15 protein-coding genes are annotated in these 15,774 nt (G+C 66.3%); 7 read left to right on the forward strand and 8 right to left on the reverse strand.

The window, feature by feature from the left end; translation table 11 throughout:
* Positions 1-163 precede the first annotated feature (163 nt).
* From KY572_RS43550 to KY572_RS43580, 7 genes are read right to left on the reverse strand one after another with little or no spacing between them, the layout of a single operon-like run.
* On the reverse strand, positions 164-901 hold the full coding sequence (locus KY572_RS43550; RefSeq protein WP_224249696.1) for an SDR family oxidoreductase: 738 nt from the start codon (positions 899-901) through the stop codon (positions 164-166).
* On the reverse strand, positions 879-2,276 hold the full coding sequence (locus tag KY572_RS43555) for an FAD-dependent oxidoreductase (protein ID WP_224249697.1): 1,398 nt from the start codon (positions 2,274-2,276) through the stop codon (positions 879-881). Before KY572_RS43555 ends, KY572_RS43550 begins: the two co-directional genes overlap by 23 nt.
* Positions 2,263-3,546, reverse strand: a complete 1,284-nt coding sequence (gene kynU, locus KY572_RS43560) for a kynureninase (protein ID WP_224249773.1) — start codon at positions 3,544-3,546, stop codon at positions 2,263-2,265. The genes KY572_RS43555 and kynU overlap by 14 nt, the downstream gene beginning before the upstream one ends.
* Entirely contained in the window at positions 3,546-4,562 is a 1,017-nt protein-coding gene (locus tag KY572_RS43565) for an amidohydrolase family protein (RefSeq protein ID WP_224249698.1), read from the reverse strand. Before KY572_RS43565 ends, kynU begins: the two co-directional genes overlap by 1 nt.
* Complete coding sequence (gene nbaC / locus KY572_RS43570; protein WP_224249699.1) at positions 4,559-5,080, reverse strand: 3-hydroxyanthranilate 3,4-dioxygenase; 522 nt, start codon at positions 5,078-5,080, stop codon at positions 4,559-4,561. Before nbaC ends, KY572_RS43565 begins: the two co-directional genes overlap by 4 nt.
* A gap of 3 nt (positions 5,081-5,083) precedes the next feature.
* On the reverse strand, positions 5,084-5,509 hold the full coding sequence (locus tag KY572_RS43575) for a RidA family protein (protein ID WP_224249700.1): 426 nt from the start codon (positions 5,507-5,509) through the stop codon (positions 5,084-5,086).
* On the reverse strand, positions 5,506-6,948 hold the full coding sequence (locus KY572_RS43580) for an aldehyde dehydrogenase (RefSeq protein WP_224249701.1): 1,443 nt from the start codon (positions 6,946-6,948) through the stop codon (positions 5,506-5,508). The genes KY572_RS43575 and KY572_RS43580 overlap by 4 nt, the downstream gene beginning before the upstream one ends.
* A 167-nt stretch (positions 6,949-7,115) precedes the next feature.
* Between KY572_RS43580 and KY572_RS43585 the strand changes: the two genes are divergently transcribed.
* The 5 genes from KY572_RS43585 (at position 7,116) to KY572_RS43605 (ending at position 11,720) form a co-directional block, all read left to right on the forward strand.
* Complete coding sequence (locus KY572_RS43585) at positions 7,116-7,901, forward strand: 2-keto-4-pentenoate hydratase (protein ID WP_317987981.1); 786 nt, start codon at positions 7,116-7,118, stop codon at positions 7,899-7,901.
* Between the two features lie 36 nt (positions 7,902-7,937).
* Complete coding sequence (locus KY572_RS43590) at positions 7,938-9,293, forward strand: AHH domain-containing protein (RefSeq protein ID WP_224249703.1); 1,356 nt, start codon at positions 7,938-7,940, stop codon at positions 9,291-9,293.
* A gap of 15 nt (positions 9,294-9,308) precedes the next feature.
* Positions 9,309-9,878, forward strand: coding sequence for an imm11 family protein (locus KY572_RS43595; RefSeq protein WP_224249704.1), 570 nt, complete (start codon positions 9,309-9,311; stop codon positions 9,876-9,878).
* Between the two features lie 56 nt (positions 9,879-9,934).
* On the forward strand, positions 9,935-10,870 hold the full coding sequence (locus KY572_RS43600) for a hypothetical protein (protein ID WP_224249705.1): 936 nt from the start codon (positions 9,935-9,937) through the stop codon (positions 10,868-10,870).
* A 565-nt stretch (positions 10,871-11,435) separates the two neighbouring features.
* Positions 11,436-11,720 carry a hypothetical protein gene (locus tag KY572_RS43605; protein ID WP_224249706.1) on the forward strand — a complete coding sequence of 95 codons (285 nt, stop codon included), beginning with the start codon at positions 11,436-11,438 and terminating at the stop codon, positions 11,718-11,720.
* Positions 11,721-12,113: 393 nt separating this feature from the next.
* Here the strand turns inward: KY572_RS43605 and KY572_RS43610 are convergent, their stop codons facing one another.
* Entirely contained in the window at positions 12,114-12,629 is a 516-nt protein-coding gene (locus KY572_RS43610; RefSeq protein WP_224249707.1) for a GreA/GreB family elongation factor, read from the reverse strand.
* Between the two features lie 111 nt (positions 12,630-12,740).
* On the opposite strand from KY572_RS43610, the gene KY572_RS43615 reads away from it, so the two are divergent.
* Positions 12,741-13,481 (forward strand): DUF4336 domain-containing protein, encoded by a 741-nt coding sequence (locus KY572_RS43615; RefSeq protein WP_224249708.1) that lies wholly within the window; start codon positions 12,741-12,743, stop codon positions 13,479-13,481.
* A 102-nt stretch (positions 13,482-13,583) separates the two neighbouring features.
* Positions 13,584-15,749: a S9 family peptidase gene (locus tag KY572_RS43620; protein WP_224249709.1), complete on the forward strand. Its 2,166-nt coding sequence runs from the start codon at positions 13,584-13,586 to the stop codon at positions 15,747-15,749.
* The last annotated feature ends 25 nt before the right edge of the window (positions 15,750-15,774 follow it).

Genomic DNA, 15,774 nt, shown 5'->3' on the forward strand with positions numbered 1-15,774 from the left:
CTCGTACCTGAGCGTGGAGGCCTATGCCTCCGTCAACTACGGCGAGAAGGGCGGCGAGTTCCGCTTCGCCATGGACTCTCCACCCTTCCAGACCGAGGACGGTCGGCCGCTACTGCCCGCCCCCACGTTCCAGGTGGGCGGGGGCCTTCGCATCAACCTCTGATCAGAAGCCCCGCATCCAGCCGCCATCGATCACGATGGACTGGCCGGTGATGTAGCCCGCGCGATCCGAGGCCAGGAACGTCACCAGGGCGCCCAGCTCCTCCGGGCGCCCGAGCCGCCGCGCCGGGAGCTGCGGCGCGAGCTTCTCCTCGGTGAAGCCCAGCTCCGCCAGACGCTCGGTGGCGTGGAAGCCGGGCAGCACGGCATTGACGGTGATGCCGTCCGCCGCCAGCTCATTGCTGGCCGACTTCGTGAGCCCCAGCAGCCCCGTCCGCAGGCTGCTGGAGATCGTCATCCCCGGGATGGTCTCCCGGGCCGACACGGACGTGATGAGGACGATCCGGCCCCACTTCCCTTCCCGCATGATCGGCGCCGCCGAGCGGATGCCCTCCACCGCCCCCATCCACAGGCTCTGGAAGTTCGCCTGCCACTGCACATCGGTGAGGTCCATCACCCCACCCTTCGGCGGGCCACCCGTGTTGATCACCAGCACCTCCAGGCCCCCGAGCGCCTCCCTCACCTGGTCGATGACCACCTTCGTCGAGCCCGGCATGGCCAGGTTCGCGGCCACGCCCAGGGCGGCGCCCATGTTCGCCGCGGCGGCGCGGATGCGCTCCTCGCTGCGGGAGCAGATCGCCACGCGCGCACCCTCGCGAACCAGCTCCGAGGCGACGGCGAAGCCGAGCCCCGCCGAGGCCCCCAGTACCAGGGCCCTTCTACCCTTCAGTCCTAAATCCATCTGCGTGCTCCTCCAGGAATGGAGCGAGCCGCTCGCGGACGAGCCGGGCGGCGCGCTCGAGATCCACATCCTCCGCGCGGGAAATCCCCCCGGTCAGTTCAGTGACGATGCTCCCGGCGATGCTGCCCACTTCGTAAGCCAGGCGATACGGCACACGGCTGAAGCTCACGAGAGTATAGCGGCTGAGGAACTGCCCCGGGAAAGCGTTGAGCAACAACTTCTCCACCTGCTTCTCCAGCAGGAAGCGCGGACTGGCGGTGCTGTCGCGCATCTCGATGAAGTTCTCCACGGCCATGTCGGCGATGGCGTCCGCGTTGGGTTTGCGCGCACGGAAGAACTCGGAGAAGGCCTCTTCCCAGCGGGAGTGCCGGGCCAGGAGCCCGTCGAGCACCACGCAGTCCTCGAAGCCGCAGTTCATCCCCTGCCCGAAGAAGGGGACGATGGCGTGGGCCGCATCCCCCAGCACCAGGGCGCGACTTCCTACGTGCCAGGGCGTGCTCTTCACGGTGACCATGGAACCCGTCGGGTTCTTGAAGAAGTCGTGGGTGAGCTCGGGGATGAGCTCCAGGGCGTCCGGGAACTGTTCTGTGAAGAACGCCGTGAGCTTTCCGGGCGAGTCCAGGGTCGCGAAGCTCACCGGCCCCTCGAAGGGCAGGAAGAGCGTGCAGGTGAAGCTGCCGTCCTCGTTGGGCAGGGCGATGAGCATGAACGAGCCGCGCGGCCAGATGTGCAGCGCGTGCTTCTCCATGCGGAAGGTGCCGCCCGGACCCGCGGGGATGGTGAGTTCCTTGTAGCCGTGGCTCAGCAGCTCCTGGGTGGAGGAGTGGCCCGGCAGCTTCATCATCTCCTGGCGCACCGCCGAGCCCGAGCCGTCCGCGCCCAGCAGCACCGGGGCGCGCTCCTCGCGGGTGGCGCCGCTCGCGTCGTCGTGGACGGCGAGGAGGCCCGACTCGAAGTCCACGTGCTGGATGCGCTGCTTGAAGCGGATGCGCACGCGGCCCGTGGCTTCCGCGTGCGTCATGAGGAACTTGTTGAGCCACGCGCGAGAGATGCTGTTGATGTGCTGCGAGTCGTCCTTGCCGTAGGGCTGGAGCGTCAGCTCTCCGGACAGCGGGTGGATCATCCGCCCGCGCATGGGGATGGCGTGCCGCCGCGCCTCCTCCTCCAGCCCCACCTGCCGGAGCGCATGCAGCCCTCGGGTGGAGATGGCCAGGTTGATGGAGCGCCCGGCCTCCACGGTCTCTCGCCGCATGTCCGGCCGCCGCTCGAGCACCTCCACCTGGAAGCCACGCCGGGCCAGGAACATGGCCATGAGCGAGCCCACGAGGCCCGCTCCGGCCAGGGTGACGGGCTGGGTCCGATCAATCTCGCGCATGGCTCTCGAGGATCCTCACGAAGCGGTATACGTCGAGGAAGCTGCAGTACAGCGGCGCGGGCGCGGCGCGGATGACGTCCGGCTCGCGGAAGTCGCAGAAGACGCCCGCCTCCCCCAGCTTCGCGAGCAGGCGCCGTGGCTCCTTGCGGAAGCGAAGGGACAACTGCGAGCCCCGCTCCTTCATGTCCCGAGGCGTGACGATCTCGACGATGCCTGGGGGCAGTCGATCGAGCAGGAACTCCAGGTAGCTGGTGAGCAGATCGCCCTTGAGGCGCAGCGCCGGCATGGTGGCCTGATCGAACAGCTCCATGGACGCGCGCAGCGCCGCGAGCTGGAGGATGGGCGGGTTGGAGAGCTGCCAGCCCTCCGCGCCCGGGAGCGGGACGAAGTTGGAGCCCATCTCGAAGCGCGTGGCCTTGTCGTGGCCCCACCAGCCCTCGAAGCGGGGGATGCCGGGCATGTGGGCGTGGCGCTCGTGGACGAAGACGCCGCCCAGCGTGCCCGGGCCGCCGTTGAGGTACTTGTACGAGCACCACACGGCGAAGTCCGGCCCGTCGTCATGCAGCGACAGCCGCAGGTTGCCGGCGCCGTGCGCCAGGTCGAACCCCACCCGGCAGCCCCGCTCGTGAGCGGCGCGGGAGATGGCCTTCATGTCGAAGGCCTGGCCGGTGAGGTAGTTCACGTTGCCCAGCAGCACGAGGGAGATCTCGGACCCGCGTCGATCGATGGTGTCGAGGATGTCCTCCAGGCGCAGGGTGTCCTCGCCGAAGCGCGGCTCGAGGCGGAGGATGGCCTCCTTCGGATCGAAGCCATGGAAGCGCGCCTGCGAGGCCACCGCGTACTGGTCCGAGGGGAAGGCACCGCCCTCGATGAGGATGCGGAAGCGCTCGCGGGTGGGCCGGTAGAAGGACACCATCATCAGGTGAAGGTTCACCGAGAGGGTGTTCATCACCACCACCTCGAGCGGCTGGGCGCCCACCAGGCGCGCCGTCTGGGCGGTCAACGTCTCGTGGTAGGGCAGCCACGGGTTGCGGGCGTGGAAGTGGCCCTCCACACCCAGGCGCTCCCAGTCCTCCAGCTCCTCCAGGACGTACTGCTTCGCCTTGCGAGGCTGCAGTCCGAGCGAGTTGCCCACGAGGTAGATGACGGGCTCGCCGTCCTTGCCTCGGGGGAAGAGGAACTCGTCGCGGAAGTGGCGCAGGGAGTCCTCGCCATCCATGCGTCGGGCGAAGGCCTCGCCCTCCTCGAAGTGCACCGAGCCGTGTTTCATCATGAGGCGAAGTCCTCTCGCGAGCGCCCGAGCCACTCGAGCGCGTTGCGCCACAAGAGCCGCTCGCGGATGGAAGGTTCCACGTCCGACAGGGATTCGATCAGCGTGCCAGGGCGGTCCTCGCCCAGGGGGAAGGGGTAGTCGCTGCCGAGCGCCACCTTCTCCGAGCCGAACAGCTTGACGATGAAGCGCAGCGTCTCCGCGTCATGGACGAGCGAGTCCACCCAGAAGCGTCCCAGGTAGTCGCGCGGCGGCACCTTGTTGTCCACGGCGACCAGGTCCGGCCGGGCGTCGAAGCCGTGCTGGATGCGGCCGACCGTCCCGGGGAAGGCGCCGCCGCCATGGGCGAAGGCGAGCCGCAGCCGGGGCAGGCGCTCCAGCGTGCCGGAGAAGATGAGGGTGGAGATGGCGATGGCCACCTCGGCGGGCATGCCCACCAGCCAGGGCATCCAGTACTTCTCCAGCCGCGCCCCGCCGAGCATGTCCCAGGGGTGGACGAACACCGCCGCGCCCAGCTCGGCCGCCGCCTGGAAGAACGGGAAGAGCGCCGGGTCTCCCAGGTTGGTGCCGTTGACGTGCGAGCCGATCTGCACGCCGGGCAGCCCCAGCTCGCGCACGCAGCGCTCCAGCTCGCGGATGGCCAGGTCGACGCTCTGAAGGGGCACGGTGCCCAGGCCGGCGAAGCGCCGGGGGCTGGTGCGCACCACCGAGGCCACGTGGTCGTTGAGGAAGCGGGACAGGTCCAGCCCGTGCTCGGGCTTCGCCCAGTAGCTGAACATCACCGGCACGGTGGAGAGCACCTGGACGGAGACTCCCGCCGCGTCGCACTCCTTGAGGCGCTGAGCGGGGTCCCAGCAGTTGCTCTCGATCTCCCGGAAGAACTTCCCGTCGTCTCGCAGCATGCGGGCGCGGCAGGGGGCGTGGTGCTCCAGGGTGATGAAGCCGCCATAGCCATAGCGCTCGGCGAAGCGTGGCAGCTCGGCCGGGAGCAGGTGCGTGTGGATGTCGATCTTCACTTGCCCCCGCTCCGGGTCATCTGGAAGCCGCACTGCTTGCAGGTGCAGTGCGCGGGGTCGCTGTAGAAGCGGTCGAACACGGGCGGCAGCTGCGTGACGATGTTGGAGACGTGGAGGTACTCCTCGTACAGCTTGGAGTCACAGCGGGGGCAGAACCAGGCGAAGCCGTCCAGCTCGTGGCCCTGGCGTCGCCGCTCGATGACCAGGCCCACCGTGCCCGCGGGCCGCTGCGGGGAGTGCGGCACCTTCGGCGGCAGCAGGAAGATGTCGCCCTCGCGGATGGGCAAGTCCCGCGGCTTGCCGTCCTCGATGATGCGCAGGTTGATGTCGCCCTCGAGCTGGTAGAAGAACTCCTCGCTCTCGTCGATGTGGAAGTCGGTGCGCGAGTTGGGCCCGCCCACGACCATGACGATGAACTCCTGGTCCTTCCACACCAGCTGGTTGCCCACGGGGGGCTTGAGCAGGTGGCGGTGCTCGTCGATCCACTTCTTGAAGTTGAAGGGCGGCATCAAGGCCATGGCTCAGTCTCCGATGGTGGCGATGCACTTGAGTTCGATGGCGATCGGCGTGGGCAGCGCGTTGATCTCCAGCGTGGTGCGGCAGGGCGGGTTCTCCTTGAAGTACTCCGCCCAGAGCTGGTTGTAGCGGGGGAAGTCCGCCTTCATGTTGGTGAGGTAGACGGTGACGTCCACCAGCCTGTCCCAGGACGAGCCCGCCTCCTCGAGGATGTACCGCACGTTGCGGAACACCGAGTGGCACTGCGCCTCGATGTCATAGGAGACGATGTTGCCCTGGGCATCCAGCTCCACGCCGGGGATCTTCTTGGAGCCGCGCTCGCGCGGGCCCACGCCCGAGAGGAACAGGAGGTTGCCCACGCGTCGGGCATGGGGATAGAGGCCCACCGGCTCGGGGGCCCGCTTCGACTCGATCCGCTCTTCCTGGCTCATAGCTTCACGCACACGTTCTTGGGCTCGGTGAAGAAGCGCAGCACCTCGTGGCCGCCCTCGCGGCCCACGCCCGAGTCCTTCACGCCGCCAAACGGCGTACGCAGATCCCTCAGCATCCAGCAGTTGATCCACACGATGCCGCTGTGCAGCCGGGCGGCGAAGCGGTGGGCGCGGCTGAGGTCCTTGGTCCAGACGGTGGCGGCCAGGCCGTAGTTGGTGGAGTTGGCCCAGGCGAGCACCTCCTCCTCCTTCTCGAAGGGAGTGAGGGTGGCCACCGGACCGAAGATCTCCTCCTGGTTGGTGCGGCACTCGGGCCCGAGCCCCTCCACGAGGGTGGGCTCCACGAACCAGCCGTTGCGGCACCGGCCCTCGAGCTTCGCGCGAGCGCCACCGGTGAGGACGCGGCCGCCCTCCTTGCGGGAGAGCTCGATGTAGCTCAGCACCTTGTCGAAGTGCTGCTGGGAGACGAGCGCGCCCTGGTCGGTGCTCGGCTCGAGGGGATCGCCGACCTTGAGGGCGCGCGTGCGAGCCACCAGCGCCTCCTTGAAGCGCTCGTAGATGGGGGCCTGGACGAAGATGCGCGGGCCGCAGAGACAGATCTGCCCCTGGTTGGCGAAGGACGAGCGCATGGTGGTGGCGAGCGCCTCGTCGAAGTCGCAGTCGGCGAAGATGACGTTGGGGTTCTTGCCGCCCATCTCCAGGGAGATCTTCTTGAAGAGGGGCGAGGCGGTGCGGGCGATCTCGGCGCCGACGCGGGTGCTGCCGGTGAAGGAGATGGCGCGGACTTCCGGGTGGCGGCTCATGGCGGCGCCGACCTTGGGGCCCAGCCCGTGGACGACGTTGAGCACGCCGGGAGGCAGCCCCACCTCGCGACACACCTGCGAGAGCAGGAAGGCCGTCATGGGGGTGACTTCGGAGGGCTTGGCCACCACGCAGTTCCCGATGGCGAGCGCGGGAGCGATCTTCCAGGTGAACAGGTAGAGCGGCAGGTTCCACGGCGAGATGCACCCGACGACGCCCAGCGGCGAGCGCAGGGTGTAGTTGAGCGCCACGGAGTCGGTGGCGTGGGCCTCGCTGGAGAACTGGGTGGCGGCGTCCGCGAAGAACTCGAAGTTGAGGATGCTGCGCGGGATGTCGACGGTGGAGGCCACCGAGAGCGGCTTGCCGGTGTCGACGGATTCGGCGCGGGCGAAGTCGTTCAGACGGGCGCGGATGGTGTCCGCGATGCGGCGCAGCAGGCGCGAGCGATCGGCGGCGGGGGTGGCGGCCCAGGCAGGGAAGGCGCGCGAGGCGGCCTCGACGGCGCGCCAGAGATCGGTCTCGTCCGAGTCGGGGACGTGGGCGTAGACCTCGGCGGTGGCGGGCTCGGGCTTGTCCAGCCACTTGTGGGCGTTGGGCTCCACCAGCTCCCCACCGATGTAGTTGAGGACCTTCAGCACGGCGGATACCTCCTCTGGCAGACGAGCGCCGGAATAGCACGGGGGCAAGCGTCGGGTCACGGCTCCGCCGCTCTGGATTTCACATAGGAAGCAGAAGCTGCTTGCGCTGGTGGTGGGGGGCCTCCGAAGCTCGCCCGCCCTGGCTCGCGGGGAGCAAGCACATGGCGATGACGGAACGGAATCATCAGGAGCTGGCGCGGCAGCTGGACCAGGCACGGCTGGAGGCCCGGGAGGTGCCCCCGCTCACACGGACGCACGCCGACCTGCCGCTACCGGACGCCTACTCCATCCAGGCGGAGGGCATCCGGCTGCGCCTGGCGCGGGGCGAGCGCGTAGTGGGCCTGAAGATGGGGCTGACGTCCGAGGCCAAGCGCAAGCAGATGAACCTGGACTCGCCGGTGTACGGGGTGCTCACGGACCGGATGCAGGTGCAGGCGGGAGGTATCTTCCGGCTGCAGGGCTTCATCCACCCGAAGATCGAGCCGGAGATCGCCTTCCGCACCTCACGCGAGCTGCGCGGGCGGATTACGCGGGAGGAGGCGCTGGACGCATGCTCCAGCGCGATGGCGGCGATGGAGATCCTCGACTCGCGCTACCTGGACTTCAAATACTTCTCGCTGCCGGACGTGGTGGCGGATAACTCGTCCTCGTCCATGTTCGTGCTGGGCACCACCGAGCGTCCGCCGCGCGAGCTGGACCTGGGGCGGCTCCAGATGTCGATGGAGGTGAACGGCACGCAGGTGCAGTCGGCGCTGTCCAACGCCATCTCGGGAGACCCGGTGCTGTCGGTGGTGCAGCTGTGCGAGCTGCTGGCTCAACGCGGTGAGTCACTGCCGGCGGGGAGCATCGTGCTGGCGGGAGCGGCCACCGCCGCGCACATGATGAAGCCGGCGGATCAGGTCCGGCTCACCGTGGACGGGCTGGGGAGCGTGGAGATCTCCGTGGCGCCTTGAAGCCCTGGAGCCTCGGGGACTCTGAGAGGATGTCTCATGTCTCCGCGTCATCTGTCCGTCGTGGTTCTCCTCTGGGCACTGGCCACCGCTTGCAGCGGCACGCGCGTGGTGCGCCTCGACACGGGCCAGGGCGAGCCCTTCACCCACATCCCCCGCACGGACGATGCCAGTCCAGTGGTTCTGGGGGAGGAAGAGTTCACCCAGGCAATGGTGAAGGAGGTCCGGCGGCAGAGGCCCTCGTTCAACCCCGAGAAAGCCGCGCGAGAGTTGTTCGAGGTTCCCCCTCGCAGCGGCTGGTACCGCTACACCCCGCGTGAAGGTGTTGTTCCTCTGGACGAGCCGCTCTCGGCTTCGCAGTGGGCCGAGGTGGCTGCACGAGTGACGCAGGAGTACCTGCGGTTCTGCGAGGCACTCGGGAAACCGGGCGATTGCCGGAAGGCGCTGATGAACAGCCCCGTCCTCACCGGGGATGGCCGCTATGCCCTCGGCATGTCCTTCGCTATCGAAGAGATCGTTCCCGAGATGATGCAGTCCTTCAAGGACATGGCCGATCCTGAGGCGATCAAGGCGTCACTCTACTGGACCATGGCGATCTACGCGGCGATGTGGCTGGCACCCGAGCCGGTGTTCTCCAAGGGGCTCGCGGCGGTCCTCACGGCCAGCTTCGTCTGCTACATCGGAGTGGACACGTTCTGGACGCTCATCCAGGGTTGGAGGCGGCTGGTGGAGGAGGTGGATCACGCCACCTCGTTCGCTGCGATCCGCGAGGCCGGGAAGAAGTATGGCAAAGTGATGGGGAAGAATGCGGCGAGGGCATTCGCCCTGCTGCTCACGGCTGCCATCGGCCAGACGGCAGCCAGCTTCTCAGCCAAGGTGCCCACCCTGCCCGGCTCGGCTCAAGCGTCAGCGGCGGGCGCGGCGCGGGTGGGAGTCCAGCTGACTGAGGTAGCGCAGGTGGAAGCAGTAGCCGTGACTGCTGATGCAGTCACCATCGCTCTTGCGCCCAACGCGGTCGCTTCAACGGCGGAAGGCTTGAGCGGTGCGGCATCAGGGCCGGTGGATGCAGAAGGCCCCTGGCACCACATCGCCTCTGACAAGTTCAGCACGTCGACAAACAACGGAGGGCCGTGGACGCCCAGGTATCAGGCACTCTTCGACAAGGCCGGAATGTCACTGGACGATGCAGCCAACAAGGTTCGTGTTCCGGGCCACAAGGGACCTCATCCGCAGGAGTACCACGAGGAGGTCTTCCGACGTTTGAGGGATGCAACGCTGGAGTGCCGTAGCATCCTGGAGTGCCGAGCGGCACTGACGAGCGAACTCCAACGACTGGGACGGCAGATCTCCACCCCGGGTACACGGCTCAACAAGCTTGTGACGCGGAACCCATGATTCAAGGAAGCGACGATGGCGAAGCGGTACTTCGACCTCTCCGATGACGTTTACATTGCCGGCCGCTGGCATCTGGGCACACCCATCGATTCAGCAGGACAGGAGCATGGGTCGTGGCTGTTCATGCAGGGAGAACCCGCTCGAGTCCAGGGACAGCTGCGGGTCCCCCTCTATCGTCCTGGCAGGCCGCTCGACTTTTCGCTCGCGGATGCTGGGGCCATTCCTGTTGTCCACGCCAGGGTCGCTTCGCTCCTGAAGCAATTGGCCCCTGGGGATATCCAGCTCTTCCCTGTCGAGATCGATGGACAGACGGATCAATTCTGCCTCATGAATGTCACTCGTCTGGTGATGTGCATCGACGATGCCGCATCCGAGGAGGTGGAGTATTGGACTCCCGAGGATGGGCGTCCGGAGAAGACCGGCAAGTACCGAGCCGTGGCCGGTATGCGAATTGATCCCTCGAAGGTGGGGGATGCCAGGGTCTTCCGCCCTTGGGGATGGACCATCGCCCTCATCGTCGCCGAGGAGATCAAGGAAGCTCTAGATCACATCGGAGCCACAGGGACGAAGTTCAAGGAGGTGTAGTTCGTCGGGTCACTCACCGTGGGCACAAGCCACGCTGTGAGCTATTCTCCTCGTATATGATGGCCCTAGAACAGCTTCGCGTCCGCGTCAGCGATGACCTTGTGCTTGATGCAGGAGAGTGCAGAATAGTAGAGGGGTCACATGGTCTCGAACGAATCGTTCAGCCTCCACGGACCACCCTCTTCCACCAGCTTATCAATTACCTGAGGGCAAAACCTGCTCCGCAAGATCAACCTTCTGGAACCTTCCTTTCCCGAGAGGGAGTCGCAGCCGCTGCCGTGACTCTCCGATGGGGCTCCTACCTCTCGGTGCTTGCTGACCGCAACAAACCTATATGGCGCGAGGTGCGCTCCCCAGACGTCAGCCGCATAAGCGATGATGAGATGGCGCGGATTAACATCGAATCATCAGCGGCAATGGCGGAGTGGATTGACATCTTCCGCACGGATGCAGTGGGCTACGCGTCACTGGTGGACAAGGCCGTGAGTTACCTGCCCGTGCCAAGGAAGCTATCGAAGCCAAGCCATGTCCCCCCACAGGAGTTACTGCCCTCCACATTCACCAACATCCCTGACATCTTGAAAGCTCAAGCGCCCCAGTTTTTTTCATCGCCAATAAAGAGCGCCATCGAGCAACACCCGAGCAGGATGCTTGCGAATGCGCTGATCAATGCTGCTTGGCGTAACGGGCCCGTCGAGAGTCTCCATGCTGGAGATTTTCACGGCTACCCACTCAATAAGTGCCGTGTAACGCCCAAAGATGTGCGGGAACTACTAGGTTTCGCGAGTGACAGAATGGCGCGTGGGATGGACGTGTGCCTCGTGCTGAAGAAGCCAAAGCACTCCTGGCCGCAGCAGGTCCTGTCATACCTAGCGCTCCAACCTTTCATTGTTCCTTCTGGTTGGTCACTGACGGAGTCGTCTCGCGAGATTCGCCTGATAGATCATCCCAGTGCTCGCGCAGTAGCCGATGCACGAAGAACTAAGCAGTGAAGTCCTCGAATCACCGGCACGGCAGACATCCTCGGGTGCGAAGTTCTGCAACCGATCTGCTTAACCGGGTTCAGCATCAGCGCATAGGGTGGGTGCCGAGCGAGCAGAGGGGCGACACCTCGAACCAACTGGTCCTACAACCATACCAGTTCGCCCAGAGCGTGCCGGTGAGGGGTTCCCGCGAACTGGTTGAGTGAAGGAGAGCCGTGTGCCGAGGGAGAGCGGGACGACCGGCGCGGGAGGACCCGTCAGAACGGGAATACCTGCGCCGAGACGAGGGCTCCGTGACCTGCGTTCCCAAGACGTAGGCCCGTACTCTCCGTCTAGTCACTCGGGGGTTCGCGGACAGTCCATTAACCCGCTTCAGGTAAGTCGCTTGAGCAGTCTCAGAGGGAGGATGGGCAACCTCTCCAAGGAGACCGCTTTAATACTTGTCGCTCAAGGATGTGCCTGAGTGGCTGGCGTGCCTCGCGCGGGTACCACCGATGGTACCACCCGGTACCAACGACTAGACTGGCGGACCTCAACAGGAGCGATCAGCTCACGGACGAAAAGCGGCCACGAGATGACCATTCGCCACGAGATCGTTGAGGAGTTTACGTTTCGCAACGGGACCCGCGCATTCACCACCGACAACGCAGTTATCGACACCGGCGCGCAGCGCACGATCATTACTCAGGCAGTTGTCGACGCACTTGAACTCGACGCGTGCGGCACAGTCGACGTGTCGAGTCCAGGGCATGAACCGATGATCGCCGTCGAATACCGGTGCCTCGTCGCATGGACGATGTACGAGGGCCAGGGGTTTGCGTCAACCCACGATGTGCTCTGTATCCCGGGAGCAGAGTAGGTGCTGATTGGTTTCGCCTTCGTGCGCGCTCACAAGTTGTCCGTGGACTTTCAGAACCAAGGACTGGTTGGCACCGCACCGAACAGCGCAGTGCCCCTGACGGGAGGTGGATACGCCCTCAACATGCCGCGCTCGTACCTGCTCAAGCTCAACAGCGAAAGGGCCAATGCTGCGAAACCGGGGGCGATCCTACGACCGCATCCTGCGTGGCGACTCGAGCTGCCTGCTCTCATCAAGAAGTAGCGCAAGGAGGACACCCCTAACCTGCCTCAACAGCTTCCGCTAAGACGGGCTCCTCGAAGAAGCCGTCTGTTCTCCCGCTGAGGCTGCTTAAGCGACTTACCTGAAGGGATTTAGCCTGCTCCGCTTCGTTCACGGCCGCCGAAGAGACCCTCATGCCACGTCGAGCACGGTCCACTCGTGCACTTCGCCCGCGAGCGTCACGTCGACGCTTTCTCCCGCGCGGCGCCCCATCAGGGCACGGCCCACGGGTGAGGCGGGAGTGATAACGGACAGGAAGCCATCACCGCCGGGGCCGGTCAGCTCCGTGCCTGCCCCCACCGGGAGCAGGAAGAAGGTGCGCTCGTCGTAGCCCGTGTCGTCTTCCGTGCGCACATCCACGATGGCGCCCAGCGCCACCGGAGTACGCCGGTTGAAACGCGGCAAATCCGCCTCCCGGAAGGCGGTGAGCAGGCTGATCTCCTCCTGGACGCGACGGGCCCGAGCGGCCTGTCCCGTGGCCAGGCTGCCGTACTCAATCGCGGCTCTGCCGTCTTCCTTCTTCTCGGATTCGGTCGCCAGGGAACGCGCGGCCTCGCGCGCCTCGATCTGGGCACGGACGGCGAGCCGGTCGCTGTGCTGGAGACGTTCGGCGAGCTGAGCCATCAGCTCTCTCTTGTCGAGTCCCATGACACACCACTGTAGCGGCGGCACGGACGGGCTCCAGTTTCTGGACGGTGGCCACGCCAGCAGGCTCCCCGTGCGCCGTGGCCCCGCGTAACGTCCCTCCCAGGAGCCCCTATGTTCGTGTACGAGCCCCTCAACACGTTGAAGCCCGTCGCCGAGGACCTCTGGGTGGTGGATGGGCCCGTCGTCCGCATGGCGATGTATGGCGGAACCATCCCGTTCCCAACGCGGATGACCGTGGTCCGGCTCGGAGCGGGCGAGCTCTTCCTCCACTCGCCGACGGCGCTCGTCGACAGCCTCCGGGCAGAGCTCGATCGCCTGGGCCCCGTGCGGCACCTCGTCTCGCCGAACAAGATCCACTACGCCAGCATCGCGGCCTGGAAGGCGGCCTATCCCGAGGCGATCGCCTGGGCCTCGCCCGGAGTTCGCGAGCGCGCGGCCTCCCAACGGATCGCCGTGACGTTCGACGCGGATCTGGGTGACGCACCCGAGCCAGCCTGGGCCGCCGACGTCGACCAGTTTCTGTTCCGCGGCAGCCGCTTCATGGACGAGGTCGTCTTCCTCCATCGAAAGAGCCGGACGCTCCTGCTGGCGGATCTGATCGAGAACTTCGAGCGCCAGCGGGTCAGCGGCCTGCCGAAGTTGCTCATGCGGCTCAGCGGCGCGGTGGATCCCGATGGCAAGGCCCCACTGGACCTGCGGATGACCTTCACGGGTCGCAAGCAGGTGGCGCGCGAGTGCTACCGGCGCATGGCCGCCTGGAAGCCCGAGCGCATCATCCTCGCGCATGGCCGCTGGTACCCAGCGGATGGCGAGCGGGAGCTCCACCGGGCCTTTCGCTGGCTGGGAGCATGACCCGGCCATGGACAGCCCGGCTCTTCTCAAAGCCCCAGCCTTGGGCTAACTCCTGCCCGGCCTCTGAAATCGGGGCCTTCTCCTCTCACTCCTCCTTTGCCCATGCGCCTCTCCCGCCTCCTCTTGGTCGCGCTCCTCGCGGCCTGCGCCACGCCTCCCCCGCCGACTCCCACGCCGGAGGCCGCCGCGCCTGCTCCCGCCGCCGCGGCGCCCGCCCCCGCGCAGCCCACGCCGCCCGTGGCCAGGCGCGTGCCGCACCCCGTCACGCTCCACGGGGACACCCGCCAGGACGACTACTTCTGGCTGCGAGAGAAGGAGAACGCCGAGGTCCGCGCCTACCTGGAGGCGGAGGCCGCCTACACCGCCCAGGTGATGAAGCCCACCGAGGCCCTGCAGAAGAAGCTCTACGAGGAGATGCTCGGGCGCATCAAGCAGACGGACCTCGAGGTGCCCTACCGCCAGGGCGACTTCTACTATTACACCCGCACCGAGGAGGGGAAGCAGTACCCCTTCTACTGCCGGAAGAAGGGCAGCCTGGACGCGCCGGAGGAGGTGCTGCTCGACGTCAACGCGCTCGCCGAGGGCCACAAGTTCTACCGCGTGGGCACCTTCCAGGTGAGCGATGACGGCAACCTGCTGGCCTACGCCGTGGACACCACGGGCTACCGCCAGTTCACCCTCTACGTGAAGGATCTGCGCACCGGGAAGCTCGGCCCCGAGCAGATCGAGAAGACGGTCGGCTACAACGCCGCCTGGGCCGCCGACAACAAGACCTTCTTCTACGTCACCGAGGACTCCGCCAAGCGCCCCTACCGCGTGTGGCGGCACACGGTGGGGACCGACGGCAAGAGCGACACGCTCGTCTACGAGGAGAAGGACGAGCGCTTCACGGTCCGCGTCAGCCGCACCCTCTCCAAGGACTACATCCTCTTCGACTCCCAGAGCGCGACGACGAGCGAGGTGCGCGTCCTCCCCGCCGGCAAGCCCACGGCGGCGCTCCAGCTGGTGGAGCCTCGGAAGCAGGACCACGAGTACAGCGTGGACCACCATGGAGAGCTCTTCTACATCGTCACCAACTCGGGGGGCCGCAACTACCGCCTCGTCACCGCGCCGGTGAAGGCTCCGGGCCAGAAGAACTGGAAGGAGCTCATCGCTCACCGGCAGCAGGTGATGCTCGAGTCCATCGTCCTCTTCAAGAACCACCTGGTCGTCTTCGAGCGCGACAACGGCCTGCAGCAGCTCGTCGTCACGAACCTGAAGACGCGCGACAGCCACCGCATCACCTTCCCCGAGCAGGTCTACACGGTGTTCGCCAGCGCGAACACCGAGTTCGACACCACCCAGCTGCGCTTCCAGTACACGTCCTTCATCACGCCCTTCTCCGTCTTCGACTACGACCTGGTCAGCCGGGAGCGGAAGCTGCTCAAGCAGCAGCCGGTGCTGGGTGGCTATGATCCGTCTCGCTACGAGACCGAGCGGCTGCTGGTGCCGGCCAAGGACGGCGTGCAGGTGCCCGTGAGCCTCGTGTACCGCAAGGGGATGAAGAAGGACGGCAGCGCGCCGCTGCTGCTCAAGGGCTATGGCTCCTATGGCTACCCCTCCTCGACGTACTTCGACTCCGGCCAGCTGTCGCTGCTGGATCGCGGCATGACGGTGGCCATCGCGCACATCCGCGGCGGCGGAGACATGGGCAAGCCCTGGCACGACGCGGGCCGGATGAAGAACAAGATGAACACCTTCACCGACTTCATCTCGGTGGCCGAGGCGCTCATCGCCCAGGGCTACACCTCCAAGGAGCGCCTGGCCATCATCGGCGGCAGCGCCGGCGGCCTGCTGATGGGCGCCGTCACGAACATGCGCCCGGACCTCTTCAAGGCGGTGGTGGCGCTCGTGCCCTTCGTGGATGTGATCAACACCATGAGCGACACCAGCCTGCCGCTCACCGTGGGCGAGTTCGAGGAGTGGGGCAACCCGCAGGTGAAGGACGAGTACGAGTACATCCGCCAGTACAGCCCCTACGAGAACGTCACCGCCAAGGCCTACCCGACGATGCTGGTGAGGACGGGCATCAACGACAGCCAGGTGGGCTACTGGGAGCCGGCCAAGTGGGTGGCGAAGCTGCGCGCGACGAAGACGGACAAGAACCCGCTGCTCTTCAACATCAACATGGCCGCGGGCCATGGCGGCTCGTCCGGGCGCTACGACTTCCTCAAGGAGATCGCCTTCGACTACGCCTTCCTGCTCACGCAGCTCGGCGTGGAGAAGTAACCGGCGCAGAGCGAGCACGGCATGC

The sequence above is a fragment of the Hyalangium gracile genome, from assembly GCF_020103725.1.
GTDB classification, from domain to species: Bacteria; Myxococcota; Myxococcia; order Myxococcales; family Myxococcaceae; genus Hyalangium; species Hyalangium gracile.